Source organism: Methyloferula stellata AR4 (genome assembly GCF_000385335.1).
Lineage (GTDB): Bacteria > Pseudomonadota > Alphaproteobacteria > Rhizobiales > Beijerinckiaceae > Methyloferula > Methyloferula stellata.
Genome location: NZ_ARWA01000001.1, coordinates 3702257 through 3723919 on the forward strand (window position 1 = coordinate 3702257; position 21663 = coordinate 3723919).

Sequence of the window (21663 nt, forward strand, 5' to 3'; positions counted from 1 at the left end):
AATGCGACTGTTGAAATTCGGAGCGAGACGCGAAAGCGGCTCGCTCCAAGCCGAAACGGATCGGATCAGACCACGAAAATATCTTGCTCGGCCCAAGCGGGCGCGGCGGCCTTTGCAGCGCCGGTCAGCTTGATGTAGCCGGCCTTGTCGACGCCCGTCGGCATGTCCTTCGGAACGCCCATGACCGTCTGCGTCTTGAACACCGTGCCGGGATCGAGATCGTAGAAGGGGAATTCCGGCTCGGTGCAGCCCATGCAGGGCATGCCGGAGCGGGTCTTGGACGACTGCCTGTTCCACAGCACGCGGTTGCAAGGGCTGTGGGTCATCGGTCCGCGGCAGCCGAGATCGTAGAAAAGACAGCCCTTGCGCTGGCCGAACTCGGTCGCCGAAACCTTATAGGCGAAGTGCATGTTGCGGGTGCAGCCCGTCTGCGTGAAGCTCGAGAAGAAGGTTTTCGGCCGATGGAATTCGTCGAGCGTCAGATCGCCCGCGCGGCCCGAGGCAACCGCCACGAGGATCTGCGTCACCCAATCGGGATGCGCCGGACAGCCCGGAATATTGATGACGGGCAGACCTGCTTTCGAGGTGAAGCCCGTGCCGAGCGAGCCGCCGGGTGCGCGCTTCAAGAATTGCATGCCGACGGATTCGCTCGGGTTCGGCGCCATGGCCGGGATGCCGCCCCAGGTCGCGCAATCGCCGATCGCGACGACGAATTGCGCTGCGTCAGACAATTCCTTGACCCAATCCTTCATGGGCCGTCCGCAGAAGCGGTTCCAATTGCCGGTGCCGTCCGGTGCGTTCACCACTGTGCCTTCGAAGACGAAGATGTCGAGCTGGATCTTGCCGCTGATGCAGTCCTGCAAGAGCTGCTTGACGTTATCGCCGAGTTCGAGGCCAAGAGAAGGATGCCATAGAACATTGATGCCGAAATCCGTCACCAAGTCGCAAGCGCTCGGTTCCTCGGCATTCAAAAAGGACATGGTATTGCCGGAGCAGGCACCGCCTTGCAGCCACAAGAGATTGGCCATTCGCTTCTCCCATCAAGCCTCGTCGGAACGCGAGGTTTCATCAAGGAGAGCGCAAAGGCTATGCCATGCAGGCGAATGGAATGAAAATCATTCTAAATCAAAGACAAGATGAAGAAGATTCGGGCTGTTGCAGTGCGGAATGAAAAGCAACTTACTATGCAGCTGCAAACTTAGTTCACAAGGCAAGCGTGAGGTCTTTTGAACCAAGCGCCGACGGTAGCCACGAAGCGCCAAAGTTTTCCCTTATTGGGAACCAGATTGTTTGCTGGGTCGGTCATCACTGCACACGACCTAACTAGACCGCCGTCAGGCCCCCGTCGACTGGCAGGTCGATGCCTGCGACGTAGCTGCTCTGATCGGAGGCGAGGAATAGAGCTGCGGAGGCGATCTCCTCGGGGCGCGCCAAGCGTGCCAGAGGCGTCATCGCAGTGATCTGGTTTCTGGCTTCGGCGGCGCCCTCTTTGGACGGGAACTGCTCGTCGAACATTGGCGTGTCGACCGCGCCAGGGCTCAGCACGTTGGTCCTGATCTTCCGATCCTTGAGTTCGCTGGTCCACGTGCGGGCTAATGACCTCAGTGCTGCCTTGGTGGCGCTGTAGGTGCTGCGGCCCGGAAAGCCTTTATTCTTCCCGGCGGACGCCACGAGGATGATGGAGGCCCCATTATTCAAGTGGGGCAGCGCCTTTTGAACGGTGAAATAAGTGCCGCGAGCGTTGGTGTTGAAGGTCTTGTCGAAATGCTCGGGCGTCGCGGCGGGGGTCATCGTCTTTTCGACGAAGGCCGCGCTCGCAAAAATCACATCGATCTTGCCCTTCTTCGCGACGATCTCGTAGAGACGGTCGAGGTCATCGAGCTTGGAGATGTCGGTCTTTACGGCGGTGATGTTCGTGCCGATCTCTGCGACGGCCTTGTCGAGTTCGGCCTGCCGGCGACCGGCGATGAACACATAGGCGCCCTCTTCAACGAACCTCTTGGCGGTCGCGAGGCCAATGCCGCTGCTGCCTCCCGTGACGACGGCGATCTTGTTTTTCAATAAAGACATTTTGTTTCCTGCAATCATAACGTCAGAGTTGCGACCAACCGCCATCGACCGGAAGTTCGAGGCCGTTCGTGTAGGTCGCATCGAATGCGAGGAAGAGGACGGCCTTGGCGACTTCCTCCGACGTTCCGAAGCGCTTCATCGGATTGGCTTCGCGCATCTGCCCGGTGAGATAGTCGGCCGTTGGTTTATCGGGAAAGGCCTTGCCGATGATCGGCGTCTCGATGGGGCCGGGCGACACCGCGTTGACGCGAATCCCCCGAGGAAGCAGCTCAGCGGCGAAGGTCCGAGCGAAGGATCGCAGCGCGGCCTTGGCCCCTCCATAGGCGGCGATCATGGGCATCCCCTTGATGTTGGCGGTCGAGGTCGTGAGGACGACGGCGCCACCCTGGTTGATCAGCGGCGCGAGCTTCTGCACCGCGAAAAACGGCCCCTTGGCGTTCAGGTTGAACATCTCGTCGAAGCTCGCCTCGGTCGTGTCTGCGAGTGGGGCGAAGAGGCTAAACCCGGCGTTGACGAAGAGCAGATCGATAGTCTCGAACTCGGCCTTCGCCCGCACGGCGAGGGCGTCAAGGTCCGTCAACGAGCGCGCGTCGCTCGCAACCGCGACGCCGCCCTTCCCAAGCTCCTTCTGCGTCGAATCCAGGCCGGCCTGCGACCGCCCCGTCACGAGAACACGCGCGCCACCCTCGACGAGCATCTTCGCCGTCGCGAGCCCTATGCCGCTCGTGCCGCCGATGATCACCGCCCGCTTCGCTTCGTACCGTTCCATGCGTACTCTCCTTGCGACGCCAGGGGGCGCCTAGCTTATTTTGAACTATTTAGTATGATAATTAGCCACGATGGCTGCGGTCAAGATATTTTTGAACTATTTATTTCAAAACATAGTAAGACCGGTGGACGAGCGCGCAGCGCCGCAATCGCATGCATTCGGGTCACCGCGACCAATTCGCAGCGACCGGCGCTCCTTCAGGACACCGCGCTTAAGGATGCCGGGTTAGACAAGTCGATGCCGGAGACCTTGACGACGGCATGCCACGCGGCTTCCTGGCTGACGTGATCGTGGAGGTGTGGGTGGCGCTGCGCCTCAATTGGGCCCGAAAACTTCCCTTGAGCCGAGGCGAAGAATTGCCCCGAGACGTCGGTTCCGAACTCCGACGCCTGGAGGTACCGACGGGCTGCGGTCTCCGGCGTCTGATTCATGCCGGGAATGAGGTTCACGATTGGGATAAACAGATACTTCAACAACGGGCCAGCGTTTCGCACCACCTTGGTGTCGGTCGCCCCACCGGGCGAGACAGCGTACACGGCCATGCCGGAGGGTAGCCGGCGCGCCAGCGCCGCGACCCACCAAGCGATAATGAGCTTCGCGTCGGCATAGGCATTGTTGGGCACGTACTTCACGTTTGGCCCGTTGCGAATCAGGGCTTCAACAGCGGCGGTTCGGTTACCCTGGTAACTCTTGGCCGCGAAGGCAGGCACGTCGGTGTAGCTGAACATGGGGACGCCCCCTCGGGCTGGCTCCGCACCGGAGATAACAATCCGCGCGTTGGGGCTCAGCAGGTTGACGCGAAGCAAGCCGACAGTCAGTTGATGATGGCCGATCAGCGGGGCCTGAGAAGCCTCGACGCCCACCGCAGTGATCACGCGCGCCTTGGTAGGGACCAGCCCGGCATTGAGCAGTAGGAAGTCGATCGGCCGACCGCGCTTGACGATCTCGGCGAGAGCGGAATCGACGCTGGTCGGCGTGTTCAGATCAAGCTCCAGCGGCGTGAAGACCTGTTTTCTGGTCTCCGCCGCGAGCTGGGCGGCCGCTTCCTTGGCCCCGGCCAGGCTGCGTCCGGTGATGATGATCTCGCCCCAGCCCTCTTCGGCAAGAGAGCGGGCTGCGGCATATCCGAGCCCGGAGGTGGCGCCAGTGACGAGTGCGATCGAATGTTCCATGGGCGGCTCCGTGATGAAGGTTGAGGTCGAAGGAGTCCTGCGAGGCTGGGGCCGCCTTGTTCTTGTTATTTTTGAACTGTTCGATTATATATCTGTGTAAATGTCGCGGTCAATGAGTTTCAAACTAAATGTTTCAAAATTCAGAGAGGTCCCGTGGACGCCCACGTAGCTTCGACGAGAGGGACGCGCTGGAAAAGGCGACCAGGGTGTTCCGGTCGAAAGGCTACGATGGCGTGACGATCGACGATCTCGTCGCAGGCATGGGTGTGGGACGGCCAAGCCTATATTCCGTCTTCGGGGACAAGCGGACGATATTCTTGCGCGCCCTTAGGGCATACGCAGAGGCAAAGGGCGCTCGCGCTGCGAAGGCGCTCTTCTCGCCGCCGACTCTTCGCGACGCGCTCGCCGGCTTCCTGAGGAACGCCGTAGAAACTGCGACCGAGGAAGGATCAGCCCCGGGGTGTCTTCTCGTGTGCGTCGCGCCCCTCGTCGATGATACTGAGGTCCGGCAGTTCCTGCAGGACGCCGTGGCTGCCGGCCTGGCGCTGGTGGAACGCCGTTTCTGCGACGGGATCGACGCGGGAGAAGTCCCGCCTGACTTTCCAGTAGCCACGCGCGCGAGCCAGGTCCTCGACCTTGGCCGCGGCCTGACCATGCGTGCGCAGATGGGCACGCCGCGCAAGACGCTTCTCAGAGACGCAGAGGAAGCGGCCGACTTGGTGCTCCTGTCGCGAAGTGGAAATGCGGTGCAGGATCGTTGAAGCTGCATGGCGTGATGGTTGGAGCAAGCGACTTGCGCTGGCGCCGCCCACTCGGCCCCTAGGCTAGGACACGCCTGCGCCCCGTGTTGCGAATATCAAGAATTTTGCAGCCACGATTCCAAGCTAAAAATATCAAGGGTTTGCGGGATGGATAAATCTGGTGCGAATGTCCGCTATCCGCCCCTTCTTTCCACTCGCCGCGTGAGATCCAATCTCCAAGCTCTGTCTTGAGATTTCTCCGCGCGCGCCGAACCGTCTTCAACCATGCCGATTACCGCATTGCGGGCATTCGACTTCGAACGCATAGCCAAACCACATGCCGTTACAAGGGCTGCACCAATGGCCGGTCATCTGGCTTTCGCGCATATTGAGGTGCCGCGCCATGGCGCCGATGCCGAGATCCTTGTAGCCGCCGACGCTGGCCGGTGGCGCCGTGCGCGACTGCGGAAAGCGGACCACCTCGGCGGGCGAGCGCGCGTCATCGTCTTCAGACATGTCTCGTTCCTTGCACGCGCCCGAGCTTCGCTCGCAGGCGCAGGTTTCGCAAGGAAATCATATGGGTGCGAATCCGTTCCAGGAAAGCCCGTTCCAGGGAAGCCTGCGGCCGCCTCCCTGCAATTAGCCGCGCCGCGCGGTCCCGCTTCAGCTCAGGCCGGGTTTGCCTTCCGCCAGTGCGTAGCGGCGGATCTTATTGGCGAGGCCAACGCGGGAAAGACCGAGCTCCCTCGCGGCCTTGCTCTGGTTCCAGCGGTTCTTTTCAAGGACACGATGGACAAGCTGCCCTTCGAGCGACTCGACCATTTCCTTCAAGGTCTTGCCTTCGGCCTTGAAGCCGAGGCCATCGCTCGGCGCTGAGACGCGCAATTTCGCCAGCGCGGGCGACAAATGCCGGCGCGTCAGATATTCGCCATCCTTGGCCAGCGCCACCATGCGCCGCACCTCGTTTTCAAGTTCGCGCACATTGCCCGGAAAATGATAGGCCCGCAAAACATTGAGCACGTCATTGGTGACGCCGATCACGCGATTGCTGAGCAGGCCGCCGTGCTTGCGGACGAAGAATTCGGTCAGGACGGGAATGTCGTCCGGCCGCGCGCGCAAGGGCGGCACTTCCAGTTCGAAGCCTTTCAGGCGGAAATAAAGATCTTCCCGAAACTGCCCGGCCTTGACCAATTGCTTCAACGGCTTGTTGGAGGCGGCGATGATCCGCACATTGGCGTGCATTGTGACGTCCGAGCCAAGCGGCTTCACCTCGCCCTCCTGCAAAAACCGCAGGAGGCTCACTTGAAACGATGGCGACACCTCGGAGATCTCATCGAGAAAGACGGTGCCGCCATCGGCGGCGCGAAACAGCCCCAAACGATCGCTGACCGCGCCCGTAAAGGAGCCGCGCTTATGGCCGAAGAGCTCCGAATGCAGGAGTTCGTCGCGCATGCCGCCGCAATTTTGGATCATCAAAGGGCTCGACGTCCGGCGCGAATGGAAATGCAGAGCGCGGGCGAGCAATTCCTTGCCGGTGCCGGTCTCGCCTTCGATCAAGACCGGCAGATCGGTGCGCGCCACCTCGCGGGCAAGGCCGCAGACTTCGGCCATGACTTCGCTCGCATAGACGAGCCGCTCGAAATGGCGGGCATCGCCTTTCGAGGGGACGTCCGTCCTGATATGGGCGAATTGCGCGTCTTCGCCGATCTTGAGTTCACGCACGAGATGACGGTGCCGCCGCGCCAGCTCGCGCGTCTCCAAAGCACGTTTGACGACGAGACAGGTCTGCTCGGCCTGCAAGGGCTTGGTGAGATATTGATAGGCTGCCGTGCGCGCCAGCGCTTCGTTCAGCCTGGCATCGGCTTCATCGCCGATGAGGAGGACACGCACGAGGTCCGGGTGGGTGAAACGCAGCCGCGCCAGAAAGGCGACGACGTCGCAATCGCGGTTTTCGACATCGGCAAGAACGAGATCGACATGCGCATCATTGAGCACATCGGTCGCCTCGGCATCATGCGACGCCATGATGACGCGATAATCGCAGTCCTGAGTCAAAGCGTTGGCTGCGGCTTTGACCTCCGGACATGGATCACCGACAAACAGAATGCTCGACTCGAGACTCATGTCCGCCGTCACCTCCCGATCGATTTCGTCCGGGTTTGTCCCGGCTTCGCTAAGTTAGTTTGCACTAAATACGCGTGCTTAACAATTAGATTGGTTTGTGGCAGGTTTTTGAGGCTCCACTATGGATCTTGCCGGATCGAAGGCAGAGAAAATGCGAGAGAAAAACGCGTGACGCGGCGCCTGTCTTCGACGTGGCTTCTCTCGGGAGCCATTGGTTTTAGCCTCATCGCCGTCTGGGCAAGCCCAGCCTTGGCCCATGCCGGAACCGGCGCCGCCGGCGGCCTTGCGGCGGGCTTTCTCCATCCTTTGACAGGTCCAGATCACATCGTCGCGATGGTCGCCGTCGGACTTTGGGGCGCCTTTCTCGGCGCACCCGCGATCTGGGCTTTGCCGGTCCTGTTTCCCATGGTCATGGCTTTCGGCGGCGCCTGGGGCATGCTCGGCCTGCCGCTGCCTTTCGTCGAGACAGGCGTCGCTGTGTCGGGACTTGTTTTGGGGCTGATGGTGCTCCTTGGCGTCGAAGCGCCTTTATGGATCGCAGCGCTGCTCGTCGGCTCGTTCGCGATCTTCCACGGTTATGCGCATGGGGTCGAATTGCCGGAGGCCGCGGAGCCCTTGGCCTATTCGCTCGGCTTCGTAGTCGCGACCGGCCTGCTGCATCTCATCGGCATCGGCTTCGGCTCCCTGACCAAATGGAAAGCCGGCCGCATCGCGGTTCGCACCGGCGGCGGGCTCATCGCCATAACCGGGCTCGCTTATCTCGCCGGCATCCTGTAGGCCGTGACGGGATGAGACGGATCGAGACGATCGGCCTTGCCGCGGCGGGCAGCCTTTTCGCGGCCTCGAGCGCGAGCGCGCATTTCCAGGGCTTGGGCCTCAGCGATTTCAACGCGGGCGTCATTCACCCGCTGCTGACCCTGCAGCATGCGCTTGCTTTGATCGCCTTCGGTCTCATGTGCGGGCAGCATGGCGCGTCCTTGCTACGCTATGGCCTGCCCGCGCTGACGCTGGGGCTCGGGCTTGGATTTGCGGGGGCTTATCTCGGCGAAACGCTTCCGGCCGCGCCGACGATCCTGACGGTGCTGGGTCTCGCCGCCGGTCTCGCGGTCGCCGCGAATTATCGCCTGCCCGCTTGGGCCGCGATGGGGCTCGGCGGTATGATCGGCCTCATGATCGGTTTGGAGTCCAAACCCGAGACCGCCACTCTTCTTGCTCAATTGGCAGGTATCAGCGGAACCACGATCGCCGTGCTTTTGCTTTTTCTCAATCTGGCCGGCCTCGCGGCATTCGTTACCGCACAATGGCTGCAAATCGGTGTACGGATATTGGGCTCCTGGACCAGCGCTGCGGCCTTCTTGAACATTATGCTCTTGTTCCGAAAATAAGCTCCGCTATTTCAGATCGCGGCTGGCGTCTCGCAACGTCGCTGGCGCAGGCGCGCCGCGCAATCGCCGCTTCCCGGAAAGGATAAGATATTGGCTGGTGATATAAGCCCGCTTGCAGGCAAGGTGCTCGACCCCTCGATGCTGGTCAATGTGCCGCGATTGATCACGGCCTATTTCACCGGCAGGCCGGATGTTACGGTGCCGTCGCAACGCGTCGCCTTCGGCACGTCTGGCCATCGCGGATCAGCCTTCAACAACGCTTTCAACGAAGCGCATATTCTGGCGATCAGCCAGGCCATCTGCCTTCATCGCAAACGAAGCGGCATCACCGGCCCTTTGTTTCTCGGCATCGATACGCATGCGCTCTCCGAACCCGCCTTTGCAAGCGCGCTTGAGGTTTTCGCCGCCAATGAGGTCGATGTGATGATCGATGCGCATGGCGGCTATACGTCGACGCCGGTCATTTCACACGCGATCCTGACCTATAATAAAAATCGTAAGAACGGTTTCGCCGATGGCGTCGTCATCACGCCTTCGCATAATCCGCCCGAGGACGGAGGCTTCAAATATAATCCGCCGAACGGCGGACCGGCCGATACGGACGTCACGACTTGGATCGAGCGCACGGCCAACGCATTTTTGGAAAAAAATCTCGACGGCGTGTTGCGCATTCCCTATGAGCGCGCGCGCAAATCGCCTCATGTTCACGCCCATGACTATGTCGATACTTATGTCGCCGACCTTGCGAACGCTGTCGATATGGAGGCGATCCGCGCATCGGGCGTGAAGATCGGCATCGATCCGCTCGGCGGTGCGAGCACGCATTTCTGGCTGCCGATCATCGAGCGCTATCGTCTCAACGCGACGCTCGTCAGCGACGCGATCGATCCGACCTTCCGTTTCATGACGGCCGATTGGGACGGAAAAATCCGGATGGATTGTTCGTCGCCCTATGCGATGGCACGGCTGATCGCCATGCGCGACACATTCGATGTCGCCTTCGCCAACGACACCGACGCCGACCGGCACGGCATCGTGACGAGGTCGAACGGGTTGATGAATCCCAATCACTACCTTGCCGCCGCGATCTCCTATCTCTTCGCCAACCGGCCCGATTGGAACGCCAATTGCGCCGTCGGCAAGACCATCGTGAGCAGCGCCATCATCGACCGCGTCGCCGCGAAGCTCGGTCGCAAGCTTGTCGAAGTGCCCGTCGGGTTCAAATGGTTTGTCGATGGCCTCATCGGGAGTTCGCTCGGTTTTGCCGGCGAAGAGAGCGCCGGCGCAACATTTCTGCGGCGCGACGGATCGGTCTGGACGACCGATAAGGATGGATTGATCCTTGGCCTGCTGTCGGCCGAAATCACGGCGAAGACCGGGCGCGATCCGAGCCAGATCTACGACACGCTCACACAGGAACTGGGCGCGCCTTTCTACGAGCGGATCGACGCGCCCGCGACCTCCGAACAGAAGAAGGTCTTCAAGACGCTTTCGCCCGAACAGATGGGCATGACGACACTTGCGGGAGAACCGATCCGCGCGAAGCTTGCCAGCGCACCTGGCAATGGCCAGCCGTTCGGTGGCATTAAAGTGATCGCGGAAAATGGATGGTTTGCCGCGCGGCCGTCCGGCACTGAGGATGTTTATAAGATTTATGCGGAAAGTTTTCGCAGCGAAGAGCATTTACGCGAGATCCAGCACGACGCGCGAAATGCGATAGCAGCCCTCTTCGAATCTGCGAAACAGGCGTGACACGCAAGACGATGCCGGCCATCTGACGATGACCGGCATCTTCATTGAAATAGAGCGTCCGGCTTATGGGTGCGGATGACCGCCGGGGTGACCACCGCCCGGATGACCACCGCCACCCGGATGACCACCGCCACCCGGATGACCGCCGCCGCCCGGATGTCCATGATAACCGCCATGGTAGCCGCCGCCATGATAGCCACCGCCATGACCGGGACCGCCGCCCCAACCATGCCAGCCATAGCCGCCGCCCCAGCCGTAACCGGTCCGATAGGCATAGCCGCACCAGTACCAGCCAGGACCCTGCCAGCCGTCCGGATACCAGCAATATTGCCGGCCGCCGAAGACATTGGCGCCGGCAACCGCTCCGGCGACCCCGACCGCCGCGGCTGCGCCAAGAACGTCGAGAGGCGTGGGTTGGGCCTGAGCCGGCGAACCGATCGCGAGCATGCCGGCGATCACGGCACTTGTTGTCATAAGGGATAATATGGATTGAGACATTTCGATGTTTCCATAAAGCAACATGCAACTTTGTGATGGAACCTGTGCTCTGGTCAAGCCTACGATTTGAAAGTCGCCAAGAGGCGCCTAGGTAGACCACATGGCGCATTGAAATAAGGGCAGGTCGGATGACCAGGCAAAAGCTGATCGACACGGCGCGGGCACTTCTCGCCAATTACAAAGGTCTGCTCGCGATGGATGAGAGCACCGAGACCTGCAACAAGCGCTTCGCCAAAGCGGGGATTCCGCAAACCGAAGAGGCCCGCCGCGCCTATCGTGAGTTGATTGTCACGACGCCCGGTCTCGCCGACAGTATCAATGGCGCGATCCTCTATGACGAGACGATCCATCAGAAGACCAAGGACGGCACGCCCTTTGTGAAGGTCCTCACTGACGCAGGCATCATTCCCGGCATCAAGGTCGATATGGGCGCAAAGGATCTCGCGCTTTTTCCGGGCGAGAAAGTCACGGAAGGCCTTGATGGATTGCGCACCCGCCTCAAGGCCTATGTCGAAATGGGCGCCCGTTTCGCCAAATGGCGCGCGGTTATCACCATAGGCGACGGCATCCCTACCCTTGGATGTATCGAGGCTAATGCGCATGCCTTGGCCCGCTACGCCGCCTTGTGCCAGGAAGCCGATGTGGTTCCAATCATCGAACCGGAAGTGCTGATGGACGGCACGCATTCGCTTGAAGCCTGCCGCGCGGCGACGGAGGAGGTTCTGCACCATGTTTTCGAAGCGCTTCACGCGCAACGGGTGATGCTCGAGGGAATGATCCTGAAGCCCAATATGGTGCTTCCGGGTCTCGCCTCTCCCAAGCAGGAGAGCGTCGACGAAGTCGCCGACGCGACGGTGGAAACTTTTCTCCGCACTGTCCCTGCCGCCGTTCCCGGGATCGCGTTTCTGTCAGGTGGCCAATCCGGTGAATTGGCCTCGGCGCGTTTGAACGCCATGAATGTCAGATTCAAATCGCGGCTGCCTTGGGTGCTGACCTTTTCCTATTCGCGCGCGATCCAGCAGCCGGCTCTGGACATCTGGCGCGGCGAAGAGGCAAATGTCGCGGCGGCGCAGCAAGCGCTTTATCATCGAGCCGCGCTCAATCGGGCGGCGCGTTGCGGCGACTATAATGCAGCGATGGAAAAGCCATGAGCCTGCCTTTACGGCTTTATCTCATCCGGCATGGCGAAACCCTATGGTCGCTGTCGGGCCAGCACACCGGCCGCACCGAGATTCCTTTGACCGCGCATGGCGAGGAAATGGCGCGCGGCCTCGGACAACGCCTGCAAGGGATCGCGTTCACGCATGTGTTGAGCAGCCCGCGGCTGCGCGCGCGCAAGACCTGCGAATTGGCCGGGCTTGGACAGCCGGACGGCGAGCCGGATCTCGCCGAATGGGACTATGGCGATTATGAAGGAAAGCGCTCCATGGACATCCGCAAGGAGCGGCCGGGCTGGACGATCTTTCGCGACGGCGCCCCCAATGGCGAAACGCCTCAGCAAGTGTCCGACCGCGCCGATCGGCTCATCGCGCGGCTCATCGCGTTGGACGGAAATGTCGCGCTTTTCTCGCATGGGCATTTCGGCTGCGCCCTTGCCACGCGATGGATCGGCCTGCCAATCATCGAAGCGCAGCATTTCCAGCTCGACCCCGCCTCGCTCAGCCTTTTGGGCAATGCGCCCAGCCGTCCCGAGGTGCGTGTCATTGCGCTGTGGAACGCTGCCAGATGATCACTCATTCTCTTCCGGCGCGATGCGCTTCTTCGACCGCTCCATATGCGCGTCGAACTCATCCATCATTTGAAACAGATGCGGGTTCATGGTGACTGCGCATGCGACGAAGCCCGTGAGAATGTCCGCGACGATCCAGGCAGCCACCTCCTTCATACGGCTCCGCCACGTCTCGGATTCTGGGCCAGTGCGTTCATCTGGCTTTTGGCTCTGACCGGCTTCTCCCGCCGGTTCATGTCGGGCATCGACGATTTGGAAAGCGCCGACTTCCCAATTGTAAACACTCAGCACGTGAGGAGCATCGGCCTCACCGATCGATAATATCTTGCGCTGCATCGGTTTCTCCCATGAGCAACATTCGGGAGAAATCTGCGGGGGTGCGATTACGCGATTGTCTCTGCACGGGAGAATGAGGTTACGAACGTAGTGGAAGCTTCGCGTCGGGACGCATTACCTCTGTAACGCGTCCCTTCGGCTCTGAAATCCCGCCGTAGCCGCGAAGGCGCCAGGCTCTCGTCTTCCAACGCGAGAGGGTGAAATGACGATCTCACACATGAGCCATGGCCGGTAAATCGACCAAACGCGCCGACCGGGCCGCAACATCGAAAGTGAAAGTCAATCCGGCGCGCTGCCAAGGGCATGCCCGCTGCACGGCTGTCGCGCCCGAACTCTTCGAATTGGATGAATTCGGTAGCTCGCGCGAGAAAGGCGACGGCATCGTCCCTGCGGGTCTCGAACATAAAGCGAGGCTCGCCAAAGCCAATTGTCCCGAATTCGCCATCGAGATCATGGAGGAGTGAGCAGATATGAGCAGCCGTCCGCCCGTCAAAGATTGGACCACCGACTTCGATTTCCTCGATCCGAGCTGGATCGCAGATCCTTTTCCAATTTGGGACGAGATGCGGAGCAAATGTCCTATCGCCCACACCAATCGGTTCGTCGGCGTATATTTTCCGGCGCGCTATGAGGATGTTCGTACCATTGTTTATGACACCGAGCATTTTTCGTCGCGCCGTCCCGTCGTGCGGGAAGAACCGCCGCCCTTGATACCGGCGCCCCCGATCACCTCTGACCCGCCTGAACATCACGATCAAAGGAAAGTATTGCTGCCGGCCTTCACGCCCGAAGCGATCAATGGTCTCGAGTCACGCATGAGGGCGATCTGCCGCGACAGGCTCGAACGCCTCTCCGGCAAAAGCGAATGCGACGGTGCAATCGATTACGCTCAGGAACTTCCGGCACGGATTACGGCGCATATGCTCGGCATTTCGGAGGATGCCGGCGACTTATTTCGCCGGTGGATTTACGACACTTTCGAAGCAGCGACCACGGAATCGGTTGCCGCCGATAAGGCCCGTGCGGAAATGAACGCTTTTTTTACCGATGAGATTGCCAAACGCAGGAAGGCGCCCGGACAAGACTTCGTCAGCTATCTCGTCAACGCCCGGATCGACGGGCAACCGTTAAAAGACGAGAATATGACCGGAACATTGCGATTGCTGCTATTTGCCGGAATCAACACGACCTGGAGTGCCATTGGATCTTGCTTATGGCATCTCGCCATCCATGCTGACGACCGCCGTCGTCTCGCCGCGGAACCCGGATTGATCCCCACCGCGGTTGAGGAATTCCTGCGCGCCTATGCACCGACCGTGGTCGCGCGCGAAGTGGTCAAGGAGACCGAGATCAACGGCTGCCGCTTCAAGGAAGGCGAGATGGTGATGATGGCGATGGCTTCGGCTAATCGCGATCCGGCCGTATTTCCCGATGCCGATCGCGTCGTCATCGATCGCGCCGAGAACCGGCACGCAGCCTTCGGCCTCGGTATCCATCGCTGCATCGGTTCGCATCTGGCGCGCTTGGAGGTCCGCGTTGCGCTCGAGGAATGGCTTGCGAAAATTCCGGAATTCAGCCTCTCGCCCGATGCCAAGGTCATATGGGCGGCAGGAACGGTGCGCGGTCCGCGAACTCTGCCTTTGGCGATTGGCTGAAGCCCGCTTTGAAACAGAATTTTGGGCTGCAAAACAGGGGCCTGTGCCGTCTGCTTTGCCGCCCAACCATATCTGACAGTGGCAAGACGGCTAGTGCGCCTGTATCAACCAGAAGGTACACTGTCTCAACGCAGGGTGGCGCCCGTTCGACCCGCGATAGCGAAGATCCGCAGGCGGCCAGTCCCCCTTCGACGTGACATGCCGTGCTGATCCCCGCATCCTGCGCGGCTTGAACCGCCATCGCACTGCGCTCACCGAAAGCGCAAAAGAAAAGCAGCAAATGCCCTGTCGCGCGTGCAAGTTCACGAAGAACCCCGTCCTCGCCAAGAGCCTCGGCTATATCGCCATAAGGAATGTGGAGGGCACCGCGAATGATGCCGTGCCTCTCGCACTCGCTTCGTTCGCGCAGGTCGATCAGGATCACTTCGCTATTGTCGAGCAGCCGCCGCGCCTGCGCTATGTTTAACGACTAGCCACGCTGTCTCATCCCGGGTTGATCGAGCCCTTGGCGCATATTCGCCGGCAGGGCGACGTCCATCATCACGGGATTGGGAAGGTCGAGCCCTTCCATCAGCGCCGCATATTCGTCGGCGGAGCGAACTTGCAGACGCGGGTTGCAGCGTTTCTCTTCGCCGATCGTGCTGACCGTATCGCCCTTATAGTCATGCGCCGGATAGACCAGCGTGTCGTCGGGCAGTTTCAAAAGCCGGTTGAACAGGCTTTCGTATTGAAGCCGCGCATCGCCGTTCTGGAAGTCGGTCCGGCCGGTCCCGCGGATCAGCAATGTATCGCCGGTAAAGACCCGGTCGCCCATGACGAAACTGTAGGAATCGTCCGTGTGGCCAGGCGTGTAGAGCACATCGAGTCTCAAACCTTCGATGGTGATCCGGTCTCCGTCGCAAAGCCGCATGGAAACGACGTCGGCCCGGCTTTGCTCGCCCATCATCGTAATGCAGCGCGTCCGGTCGCGAAGCATACCGAGGCCGGTCACATGATCGGCATGCAAATGCGTATCCGCGACCTTGACCAGGCGGAGCCCGAGATCGGCGAGCAGTTGCAAATAGTGGTCGACCTTCTCCAGCACCGGATCGATGATCAAGGCCTCGCCGCCGCACCGGCTCGCGAGGAGATAAGTATATGTATCGGACTGCCTGTCGAAAATTTGCCGGAAAATCATCTCGTCGCTCAGACCGGCAGCGGAATGGCAGATGTGAAAACACCGCCGGGGTCGAAGCGCTGCTTCACATGCCTCAACCTTGAAATATTGCTTCCGTAAGCGAATTTGATCTGATCCCACGCGTCGGGGCTGAGCAGGTTCGCATAGCCGCCGGGCAGCGACGCGGACGCGAGATCCTGGCAAAGATTTTTCGCCCATTGCCTGTGCGCCGCGGCTTCTTTCCCAAATCCCGGTTCCCAGGCTGCGATGATCTCGACAAGGAAATGCTTCTGGCGCAGACCGAATGCGGTCGCGTTCTCGCCGACCCGCGTCGCCGCGCCATGGAAATGATGCAGGGCGATCATCGAAAACGGCGAGCTTCTGTGACTGCCGGCCGCCATGATCGATGCGACGGCATCTTGCGTCAGCTTCGGCAGCCAGCGGGTTTCTATGGCGTAGTGCCGGCCGCTCACCACATGGGCATCGTACATTCCAAGCAATTCGCCATAAGTCATCTCGTCGATCTGCGCTAAGAACGGCGTGCCAAGGCGCTGCAAGTCCTCCATGATCCGCTCGCCTTGCAATGCCTCGCCGCTCCAAACCGGCGACAAAAACAAGACTGGGTTGCTGTTCGGCCCAGGCAGCACGCCAACCAGTACCGCAAGCTCGTCGGGCGCGGACTCGATCATTTCGCCATAGCGGCGCAGCACCCCGTCGGCTTCGGACCATGGAAAGAGAATCATGCCGACAAGCAGTTTCTCGATCGGATGCAAGCGAACGCGCATGGATGTCACCACGCCGAAATTGCCGCCGCCGCCGCGCAGCGCCCAGAACAGGTCCGGATTTTCGACCGCGTCGGCGACAATGCACCGGCCGTCGGCGAGCACAACGTCGACGCCGAGCAGATTATCGAGTGCGAGGCCATGGCGCGGGGTCAACGGACCATAGCCGCCCCCAAGCGTGAGACCGGCCATGCCGACCGCGCCGCAATTGCCCGTGGCCGCGGCGAGACCGTATGGAGCGGCGGCCTCGATCACATCCGTGGCCCTGGCGCCCGCGGCAAGCGTCGCAACCCGCGCCTCGGCGTCGACCTTGACGTCGCGCATGCCCGAAAGATCGATCACCAGGCCATCCTGACGCAGGGACCGCCCGGCCCAATCATGTCCGCCGCCGCGAACCGATAGAGGAAGCCCATTGGTGCGCGCGGCCCAGATGGCGGCGCGTACGTCATCGGCCGTTTCGCATAGCGCGAACACGGCCGGAAAACGATTGACCGCGCCATTCCAAATCTGCCGCGCGCCGGCATAGGCTTTGTCGGCGGGCAGCACCGTCTTCTCGCGCATCAGAGGATGCGCACCTTCGGGAAGCAGCAAAGTCCTGCCTTGGTTCGCGTGCTGCAGAGGATATGGGGCGGATAATCCGGACGAACCATTTTTCATCATCGCTTCCACCTCTCTGTTTGAAGCCAAGAGAGAATGGATGGATGGTGCTACGCCGCGATTTCAACGCGAGAGAAAGGCGTTACGGCACGTAATATGTGCGAGTGATCTAAGCGTCAGGAATTCGCGGCGCGGCGGCGGTCCGGGAAGTCGGGCGCCAAGGTGCGCGCGAGCGCCGTTGCGAGCTCGGCCGCAACGAGCGGACGCCTGACAACTTCGGAAATGCCTATGCTCAGCATAGTGCGTGCGTCGATTTCTTCGGCGGCGGCCGTCGCGAGAACGATCGGCTGATCGGGCGCGAGCTTATGCAAAGCGTCCGCAAGCTCGAGCGCCGCCTTCGCCGGTGCGAGATGGCTGATCACAAAGGCGTCGAACCGTCCGGGCGCCATGCGGCAGGAGGCCAAAGCATCTTCGGCGGAGGAGAAGCCTATGGGTTCATAGCCAAGCGCCGCGAGGACCTCCTCGTTTCGCAGCAGCTGCTCGACATTGGCCTCCACCATCAAAACCGTCTCGCCGCGTCCCAGCGGAAGAACTGGCATTTCCTCTACCGCGCGCGGCTCTGCCCCCGTCAGGCACGGAAGCCATGCTTCGAAACGGCTGCCCTTGCCGGGCGTACTTTCGACATTCATGGCGCCGCCATATTCGCGCACGATCTCGCGCACCGTCGCGAGACCCAGCCCATTTCCATCCAGGCGCATGGTGAAGAAGGGTTCGAAAATCCGATCGAGCGTCGCTTCATCCATGCCGCACCCGGCATCGCTTATCGCGATGCAGACATAGCTGCCGGGCCGGAGGTCTCCGTGACTGAGCGATCTTGTCCGGACGATCTCGTCGATGTGCGTCTCCACTTCGACGCGACCGCTGCCATCCATCGCTTGCGCGGCATTGCCGCAGAGGTTCAAGATCACTTGCTGCAACTGCGCCGCCTCGCCGGACACGGCGGCTTCCGGCACTTCGTGGATCACGAGTTCGATCCCTTGCGGCAAAGACGCGTTCAGCAAAATCTCGGCTTCGCCTATGACGGACTGCACGTTGACACGCCCGCGACGCGTGTCGCGGCGCCGGCCGAACGCAAGAATCTGATCGACGAGATCGCGCGCCCGTTCGGCGGATTTGTGAATCGCGACGACATTGCGGCCGGGACGGCTGTCGGCTTCCACCTGCGCTTGGGCCATTTCGGCGAAGCCGAGGATCGCGCCGACGATATTGTTGAAATTATGTGCTATACCGCTTGCGAAGGCGCCGAGCGTTTCCATGCGGCGGGCTTGCTGCAGCCGCATTTCCAATCGCGCTTTCTCGGCCTCGGCGAAATTCTGCTCAATTGCATTGACGATGATAGTGAGGGCCATGCGCCACAGACCATGTTCGTCGGATGGCTTGATGTTGTAGGGGTGCAGTACGACCTCGAAACCGAGGAGCGCATCGGAGCCGTTGCTTGTCGAGCCCAAAGCCCATGCCAGGCCCTTCACACCGAAAGCGGCATAGGCGTCGCTTTCCGGCTTGGGCGCGAGGCGCTTCACGTTGGGAAGATAAATGACGCCATCGCGGTTCCGGTTCGATTTCGTGGCCAGGTACAGCGCGGATTGCGGCCAGTCCGGCGGGAAACTTTCGCCCGGCTTGCACCATTTATGAAGCCGCGGCGATGCTCCGGAGAGCACGAAATAGGCACGGTCGGCGCGAACGGCTTCCGCCATTTCGGCAAGCGCCTGGTCGATATTGGCATCGAGGTTTTGCGGCGCTCTGAGAAAGCGCAGCGAAATGCCGGCAAGGGCATGCTCGAACGCCGCGCGGCGTTGCAGCACGCGCGCACGCGCTCGGACCTGCAGGACGAGATAGACAAGTGCCGCGACCAGGGTGAGCGAGGTGACGTAAAGCACGATACGGAATCGGCTCGCCGTGCTGCGCGAGGCAACCTGACGGGCAAGGATCATCGTGCGTACCAGTTCCCGGTTCGCCTTGTCCTGCGCGCCGCAAAGCGACTTCAATACTTTATCCGTCGCGGGCAGAAGAGTGTGCAACAACCGTCCGTGCGCCAACAAAGCTTGAACCGCATCCGTATCGCCCGGCGAGACGGGTTGCCTCGCCAGTTCGTCGAGCCGGTCCTGGACCGCAAGCGCTGTGCCCGATGACGTGTCGAGCGTAAGACGCAGCATGGCAGCGACCAGTGCGCCGACTCCCGGCGTCAGAGACTCAACCTGATCCGCCGGAACAAGGCGGTCGCTGAACAAGGAAAAATAGGCGAGCGAGTTCCGCAGCAAAGCATTGCCGCTTTTAAATTGCTCGACCAAATCCTCCTGCCGGTGAACCGATAACGTCAGTTGATCGATGACTTTCAGCATCTGCGCGTCGCCGGCGACGGTTTCGCGCAATCGGGCGAGCGACGCGTAAAGGGACTGAACATCGTTCACCAGCGGATCATAGTTCCGCAAAAGGCCGGCGCGCGCGTTGAGAACGTCCCGGTCGAGTCCCGCTTCGACCATGCCGAAACGATCAAGTTCTCCAAGCGCGTGGTCGAAGAGTTCCGCGTCGAGGTTGGCAGACCGCAGCGACAGCCAGGTGAGCAAGAGGATCAGGAGGGGGACGACGACAAAGACCGGAGCTATTCTCATGGACGTGCCGCCACCACGGGCGTCCCGCGGTAGGTCCCTGTTAGAGTCTCGAGAAACGCAATGATGGTGTCGACTTGCTGATCCGATAATTTCCGGTCGAGTTGGGCCGCTCCCATCTGTCGCACGGCGTCGCCCAGGGTGGGCGCGCTGCCGTCGTGAAAATAGGGCGGTGTCGTCGCAACATTGCGCAAGCTCGGAACCCGGACGATCTCCGGCTTCGGCGAAGCGAGCGGACGAAAGATACCATGCCGCTCGAAGAGATTGCCGCCGACATTCACGCCTTGATGGCAGGAGACGCAGCCAAGCGATTTGAACAGTCTGTAGCCGTCGAGTTCGTCGGGCGAGAGCGCTTTGGCGTCGCCTTGGAGCCAGCGGTCGAATCGGCTTCCAGGGGTGAGCAGCGTCCGTTCATAGGTTGCAATCGCGTTGAAGAGACTGTCACGATCGGGCGCGTGTCCGTAAGCCTTGCGAAAGAGGCCGTCATATTCCTCGTCCGTTTTGAGCTTGACGAGCACCTCATCGACACTGGTTCCCATCAGGATCGGATTGTTGAGCGAGGTTTCGATGTGCTCTTCAAGGCTGCGAAGACGACCTTCCCAGCCGATCCTGAAACTCAGCGCCGCGTTGAAGACCGTGGACGTGTTGAACTGATAGAGGGAACCATCGACGCCCCTGTCGCGGTCGGCGGCATCGGCGCCGTTGCTCGAAACGTCATGGCAACTCATGCAGGCTCTCGTTCCATCATGCGACAGACGCGGATCCTTGAAAAGGCGCTCGCCAAGCGAAACCTTGCGCGGATCTTCGGCTGGCACCGGCGGAACCGGCGTAATGGGTTCCTGCTCGCCCGGCCGCGAGACGTCCGCGATTTGAACGTCTTGCCCTTCGGCTTGCGCACCGTTGAGAAGGAGCAGCACGGCGCAGGTTGGCACCCAGCGCCGCAGAACGGCAGCAATCATCGCGACCGCCTTCTTCGCGCCCTCGCGCGGTTCCAAGCGGCTTGGCTGCGCGAAGCGCCTTTTGAAAGGTCCAAACCAGAATGCTGAAAAACGTGCGACGGTTTTCCGGCGTTTATATTCATCGTTTCGCGATCCGATGGCATGGCCACATCCGGTCCGCGCGTTTGAAATCGTGCGGCATCCGGGCGCCAGGCGCGCATGGCCGGTGGCTCGAAAAGATCCGGGAACATGAATTCGCCGAATGCCACGAGACCCTCTTCCACACGCGCCAGCATCGCTGCGATGAACCGCAGCCATTGATTTTGCTTCGATGCCGATATTTCGATGGAGGCCGCATCGCGCGGCAATTGGCTTCTAAAGGTCATGGACGCCTCCCCGAGTTTGCTGAGCGGAGAGATCCTGCAGCGCCTGTATTGCCGTCCCATTCCCGAGGCCGAAAACCAGGTTACAATTGTAACAAACCGAAACGAAGAGCCTCGGTCCGAGCGCCGCCGCGCTTGCGCGGGTCTCGTTTGCGGCTCCGGCTCTATTCGATGCGCTTTCGTCAGAGCCTCTCCACAGGCAGGGCGAAGACATAACCGACGCCGCGTTCGGTCTGAATCACACGCGGCATGCTCGGGTCGGTTTCGAGTTTGCGCCGCAGGCGCAGCACTTGCACATCGATGCTCCGGTCGAAGACATCTTCATGCACGCGCGTCGCCTGCAAAAGCGATTCGCGCGTCAGAGGCCGCTGCGGCGCATCGAGGAAAGCGATCAGCAAAGCATATTCGCCCTTGGTCAGGGCGACGGGCGCGCCGCTCGGATCGGTCAGGCGGCGGGAGCGGCGATCGAGCTGCCAGCCGCCGAAGCGGCAGCGCCCGGCCTCGGCATTGCGTTGCGCCGCGATCGATCCCAATTGCTGCCGGCGCAATACGGCCCTGATGCGAGCGAGAAGTTCGCGAAGGCCGAACGGCTTGACCAGATAATCGTCGGCGCCGAGTTCCAAACCGACCACCCGATCGATTTCCTCGCGGCGATGGCCCGTCGTGATGATCACGGGCACATCGGAATGCAATCGGATCTCGCGCAAAAGATCGAGCCCGTCATCCTGGCCGAGCCGCAGATCGAGGATGACGAGGTCCGGCGTGGCCGTCGCCAATTGGCGCTGCACGTCCTGGCGCCGGTATGCCGACACGACCTGCATATTTTGCTCTTCGAGATAATTCGCAACCATGTGTTGCATCGTCATATCGTCATCAACAAACAGAATATGCGCCGGCTTTTGCATCTCGTT

At 60.9% G+C, this 21663-nt stretch carries 20 protein-coding genes and 1 pseudogene; 8 read left to right on the forward strand and 13 right to left on the reverse strand.

Annotated features, from left to right (window positions below; genetic code table 11):
* Positions 1-65 precede the first annotated feature (65 nt).
* The 4 genes from A3OQ_RS0118250 to A3OQ_RS0118265 all read right to left on the reverse strand — a co-directional run bounded on the left by A3OQ_RS0118250 (position 66) and on the right by A3OQ_RS0118265 (position 4011).
* Positions 66-1028, reverse strand: a complete 963-nt coding sequence (locus A3OQ_RS0118250) for an NADH-quinone oxidoreductase subunit B family protein (protein WP_020176874.1) — start codon at positions 1026-1028, stop codon at positions 66-68.
* Between the two features lie 295 nt (positions 1029-1323).
* The gene (locus tag A3OQ_RS0118255; RefSeq protein WP_020176875.1) at positions 1324-2070 is read right to left on the reverse strand and encodes an SDR family NAD(P)-dependent oxidoreductase; all 747 of its coding nucleotides are present in this window, start codon (positions 2068-2070) and stop codon (positions 1324-1326) included.
* Positions 2071-2092: 22 nt separating this feature from the next.
* Positions 2093-2839, reverse strand: a complete 747-nt coding sequence (locus tag A3OQ_RS0118260; protein WP_020176876.1) for an SDR family oxidoreductase — start codon at positions 2837-2839, stop codon at positions 2093-2095.
* A 197-nt stretch (positions 2840-3036) separates the two neighbouring features.
* Entirely contained in the window at positions 3037-4011 is a 975-nt protein-coding gene (locus tag A3OQ_RS0118265) for an SDR family NAD(P)-dependent oxidoreductase (protein WP_020176877.1), read from the reverse strand.
* Positions 4012-4139: 128 nt separating this feature from the next.
* Between A3OQ_RS0118265 and A3OQ_RS0118270 the strand changes: the two genes are divergently transcribed.
* Positions 4140-4772: a TetR/AcrR family transcriptional regulator gene (locus tag A3OQ_RS0118270; RefSeq protein ID WP_020176878.1), complete on the forward strand. Its 633-nt coding sequence runs from the start codon at positions 4140-4142 to the stop codon at positions 4770-4772.
* 258 nt (positions 4773-5030) lie between these two features.
* Here the strand turns inward: A3OQ_RS0118270 and A3OQ_RS0118275 are convergent, their stop codons facing one another.
* Positions 5031-5267 (reverse strand): hypothetical protein, encoded by a 237-nt coding sequence (locus tag A3OQ_RS0118275; RefSeq protein ID WP_020176879.1) that lies wholly within the window; start codon positions 5265-5267, stop codon positions 5031-5033.
* Positions 5268-5414: 147 nt separating this feature from the next.
* Positions 5415-6875, reverse strand: coding sequence for a sigma-54 dependent transcriptional regulator (locus A3OQ_RS0118280; protein ID WP_020176880.1), 1461 nt, complete (start codon positions 6873-6875; stop codon positions 5415-5417).
* 168 nt (positions 6876-7043) lie between these two features.
* Here A3OQ_RS0118280 and A3OQ_RS0118285 point away from each other — a divergent pair, with 168 nt between their 5' ends.
* The 3 genes from A3OQ_RS0118285 to pgm all read left to right on the forward strand — a co-directional run bounded on the left by A3OQ_RS0118285 (position 7044) and on the right by pgm (position 10012).
* On the forward strand, positions 7044-7652 hold the full coding sequence (locus A3OQ_RS0118285) for a HupE/UreJ family protein (protein ID WP_020176881.1): 609 nt from the start codon (positions 7044-7046) through the stop codon (positions 7650-7652).
* Positions 7653-7663: 11 nt separating this feature from the next.
* Entirely contained in the window at positions 7664-8260 is a 597-nt protein-coding gene (locus A3OQ_RS23765; RefSeq protein WP_020176882.1) for a HupE/UreJ family protein, read from the forward strand.
* Between the two features lie 90 nt (positions 8261-8350).
* Entirely contained in the window at positions 8351-10012 is a 1662-nt protein-coding gene (gene pgm, locus A3OQ_RS0118295; RefSeq protein WP_020176883.1) for a phosphoglucomutase (alpha-D-glucose-1,6-bisphosphate-dependent), read from the forward strand.
* A gap of 63 nt (positions 10013-10075) precedes the next feature.
* On the opposite strand, the gene A3OQ_RS0118300 is transcribed toward pgm, so the two are convergent.
* A complete protein-coding gene (locus A3OQ_RS0118300) occupies positions 10076-10510 on the reverse strand; it encodes a hypothetical protein (protein WP_244427183.1) in 435 nt (144 codons plus the stop codon).
* A gap of 128 nt (positions 10511-10638) precedes the next feature.
* Here A3OQ_RS0118300 and A3OQ_RS0118305 point away from each other — a divergent pair, with 128 nt between their 5' ends.
* Both A3OQ_RS0118305 and A3OQ_RS0118310 read left to right on the forward strand, forming a co-directional pair.
* Positions 10639-11661 (forward strand): class I fructose-bisphosphate aldolase, encoded by a 1023-nt coding sequence (locus A3OQ_RS0118305; RefSeq protein ID WP_020176885.1) that lies wholly within the window; start codon positions 10639-10641, stop codon positions 11659-11661.
* The gene (locus A3OQ_RS0118310) at positions 11658-12239 is read left to right on the forward strand and encodes a histidine phosphatase family protein (RefSeq protein ID WP_020176886.1); all 582 of its coding nucleotides are present in this window, start codon (positions 11658-11660) and stop codon (positions 12237-12239) included. The genes A3OQ_RS0118305 and A3OQ_RS0118310 overlap by 4 nt, the downstream gene beginning before the upstream one ends.
* On the opposite strand, the gene A3OQ_RS24735 is transcribed toward A3OQ_RS0118310, so the two are convergent.
* Entirely contained in the window at positions 12240-12395 is a 156-nt protein-coding gene (locus tag A3OQ_RS24735; RefSeq protein WP_161607356.1) for a hypothetical protein, read from the reverse strand.
* 404 nt (positions 12396-12799) lie between these two features.
* Here A3OQ_RS24735 and A3OQ_RS0118320 point away from each other — a divergent pair, with 404 nt between their 5' ends.
* A complete protein-coding gene (locus A3OQ_RS0118320) occupies positions 12800-13039 on the forward strand; it encodes a ferredoxin (RefSeq protein WP_020176888.1) in 240 nt (79 codons plus the stop codon).
* A 6-nt stretch (positions 13040-13045) separates the two neighbouring features.
* Positions 13046-14230, forward strand: a complete 1185-nt coding sequence (locus A3OQ_RS0118325; protein ID WP_020176889.1) for a cytochrome P450 — start codon at positions 13046-13048, stop codon at positions 14228-14230.
* 172 nt (positions 14231-14402) lie between these two features.
* Here A3OQ_RS0118325 and A3OQ_RS22980 read toward each other — a convergent pair.
* The 5 genes and pseudogenes from A3OQ_RS22980 to A3OQ_RS0118355 form a co-directional block, all read right to left on the reverse strand.
* Positions 14403-15407, reverse strand: a pseudogene (locus tag A3OQ_RS22980) (MBL fold metallo-hydrolase); the annotation flags it as partial.
* 8 nt (positions 15408-15415) lie between these two features.
* Positions 15416-16825 (reverse strand): FAD-binding oxidoreductase, encoded by a 1410-nt coding sequence (locus tag A3OQ_RS0118335; protein ID WP_161607357.1) that lies wholly within the window; start codon positions 16823-16825, stop codon positions 15416-15418.
* A gap of 116 nt (positions 16826-16941) precedes the next feature.
* Positions 16942-19434, reverse strand: a complete 2493-nt coding sequence (locus A3OQ_RS22985) for a two-component system VirA-like sensor kinase (protein WP_040580199.1) — start codon at positions 19432-19434, stop codon at positions 16942-16944.
* The gene (locus A3OQ_RS0118345) at positions 19431-20390 is read right to left on the reverse strand and encodes a cytochrome-c peroxidase (RefSeq protein ID WP_152428521.1); all 960 of its coding nucleotides are present in this window, start codon (positions 20388-20390) and stop codon (positions 19431-19433) included. Before A3OQ_RS0118345 ends, A3OQ_RS22985 begins: the two co-directional genes overlap by 4 nt.
* Positions 20391-20934: 544 nt before the next feature.
* Positions 20935-21657 carry a response regulator gene (locus A3OQ_RS0118355; RefSeq protein ID WP_026596001.1) on the reverse strand — a complete coding sequence of 241 codons (723 nt, stop codon included), beginning with the start codon at positions 21655-21657 and terminating at the stop codon, positions 20935-20937.
* Positions 21658-21663 lie beyond the last annotated feature (6 nt).

Coding starts and splice junctions, on each gene's coding strand:
- A3OQ_RS24735 (WP_161607356.1), bottom strand. CDS start 12,395: ATGAAGGAGGTGGCTGCCTGGATCGTCGCGGACATTCTCACGGGCTTC.
- A3OQ_RS0118310 (WP_020176886.1), top strand. CDS start 11,658: ATGAGCCTGCCTTTACGGCTTTATCTCATCCGGCATGGCGAAACCCTA.
- A3OQ_RS0118320 (WP_020176888.1), top strand. CDS start 12,800: ATGGCCGGTAAATCGACCAAACGCGCCGACCGGGCCGCAACATCGAAA.
- A3OQ_RS0118345 (WP_152428521.1), bottom strand. CDS start 20,390: ATGATTGCTGCCGTTCTGCGGCGCTGGGTGCCAACCTGCGCCGTGCTG.
- A3OQ_RS23765 (WP_020176882.1), top strand. CDS start 7,664: ATGAGACGGATCGAGACGATCGGCCTTGCCGCGGCGGGCAGCCTTTTC.
- A3OQ_RS0118270 (WP_020176878.1), top strand. CDS start 4,140: ATGTTTCAAAATTCAGAGAGGTCCCGTGGACGCCCACGTAGCTTCGAC.
- A3OQ_RS0118355 (WP_026596001.1), bottom strand. CDS start 21,657: ATGCAAAAGCCGGCGCATATTCTGTTTGTTGATGACGATATGACGATG.
- A3OQ_RS22985 (WP_040580199.1), bottom strand. CDS start 19,434: ATGAGAATAGCTCCGGTCTTTGTCGTCGTCCCCCTCCTGATCCTCTTG.
- A3OQ_RS0118280 (WP_020176880.1), bottom strand. CDS start 6,875: ATGAGTCTCGAGTCGAGCATTCTGTTTGTCGGTGATCCATGTCCGGAG.
- A3OQ_RS0118325 (WP_020176889.1), top strand. CDS start 13,046: ATGAGCAGCCGTCCGCCCGTCAAAGATTGGACCACCGACTTCGATTTC.
- A3OQ_RS0118265 (WP_020176877.1), bottom strand. CDS start 4,011: ATGGAACATTCGATCGCACTCGTCACTGGCGCCACCTCCGGGCTCGGA.
- A3OQ_RS0118305 (WP_020176885.1), top strand. CDS start 10,639: ATGACCAGGCAAAAGCTGATCGACACGGCGCGGGCACTTCTCGCCAAT.
- A3OQ_RS0118260 (WP_020176876.1), bottom strand. CDS start 2,839: ATGGAACGGTACGAAGCGAAGCGGGCGGTGATCATCGGCGGCACGAGC.
- A3OQ_RS0118250 (WP_020176874.1), bottom strand. CDS start 1,028: ATGGCCAATCTCTTGTGGCTGCAAGGCGGTGCCTGCTCCGGCAATACC.
- A3OQ_RS0118300 (WP_244427183.1), bottom strand. CDS start 10,510: ATGTCTCAATCCATATTATCCCTTATGACAACAAGTGCCGTGATCGCC.
- A3OQ_RS0118255 (WP_020176875.1), bottom strand. CDS start 2,070: ATGTCTTTATTGAAAAACAAGATCGCCGTCGTCACGGGAGGCAGCAGC.
- A3OQ_RS0118275 (WP_020176879.1), bottom strand. CDS start 5,267: ATGTCTGAAGACGATGACGCGCGCTCGCCCGCCGAGGTGGTCCGCTTT.
- A3OQ_RS0118335 (WP_161607357.1), bottom strand. CDS start 16,825: ATGAAAAATGGTTCGTCCGGATTATCCGCCCCATATCCTCTGCAGCAC.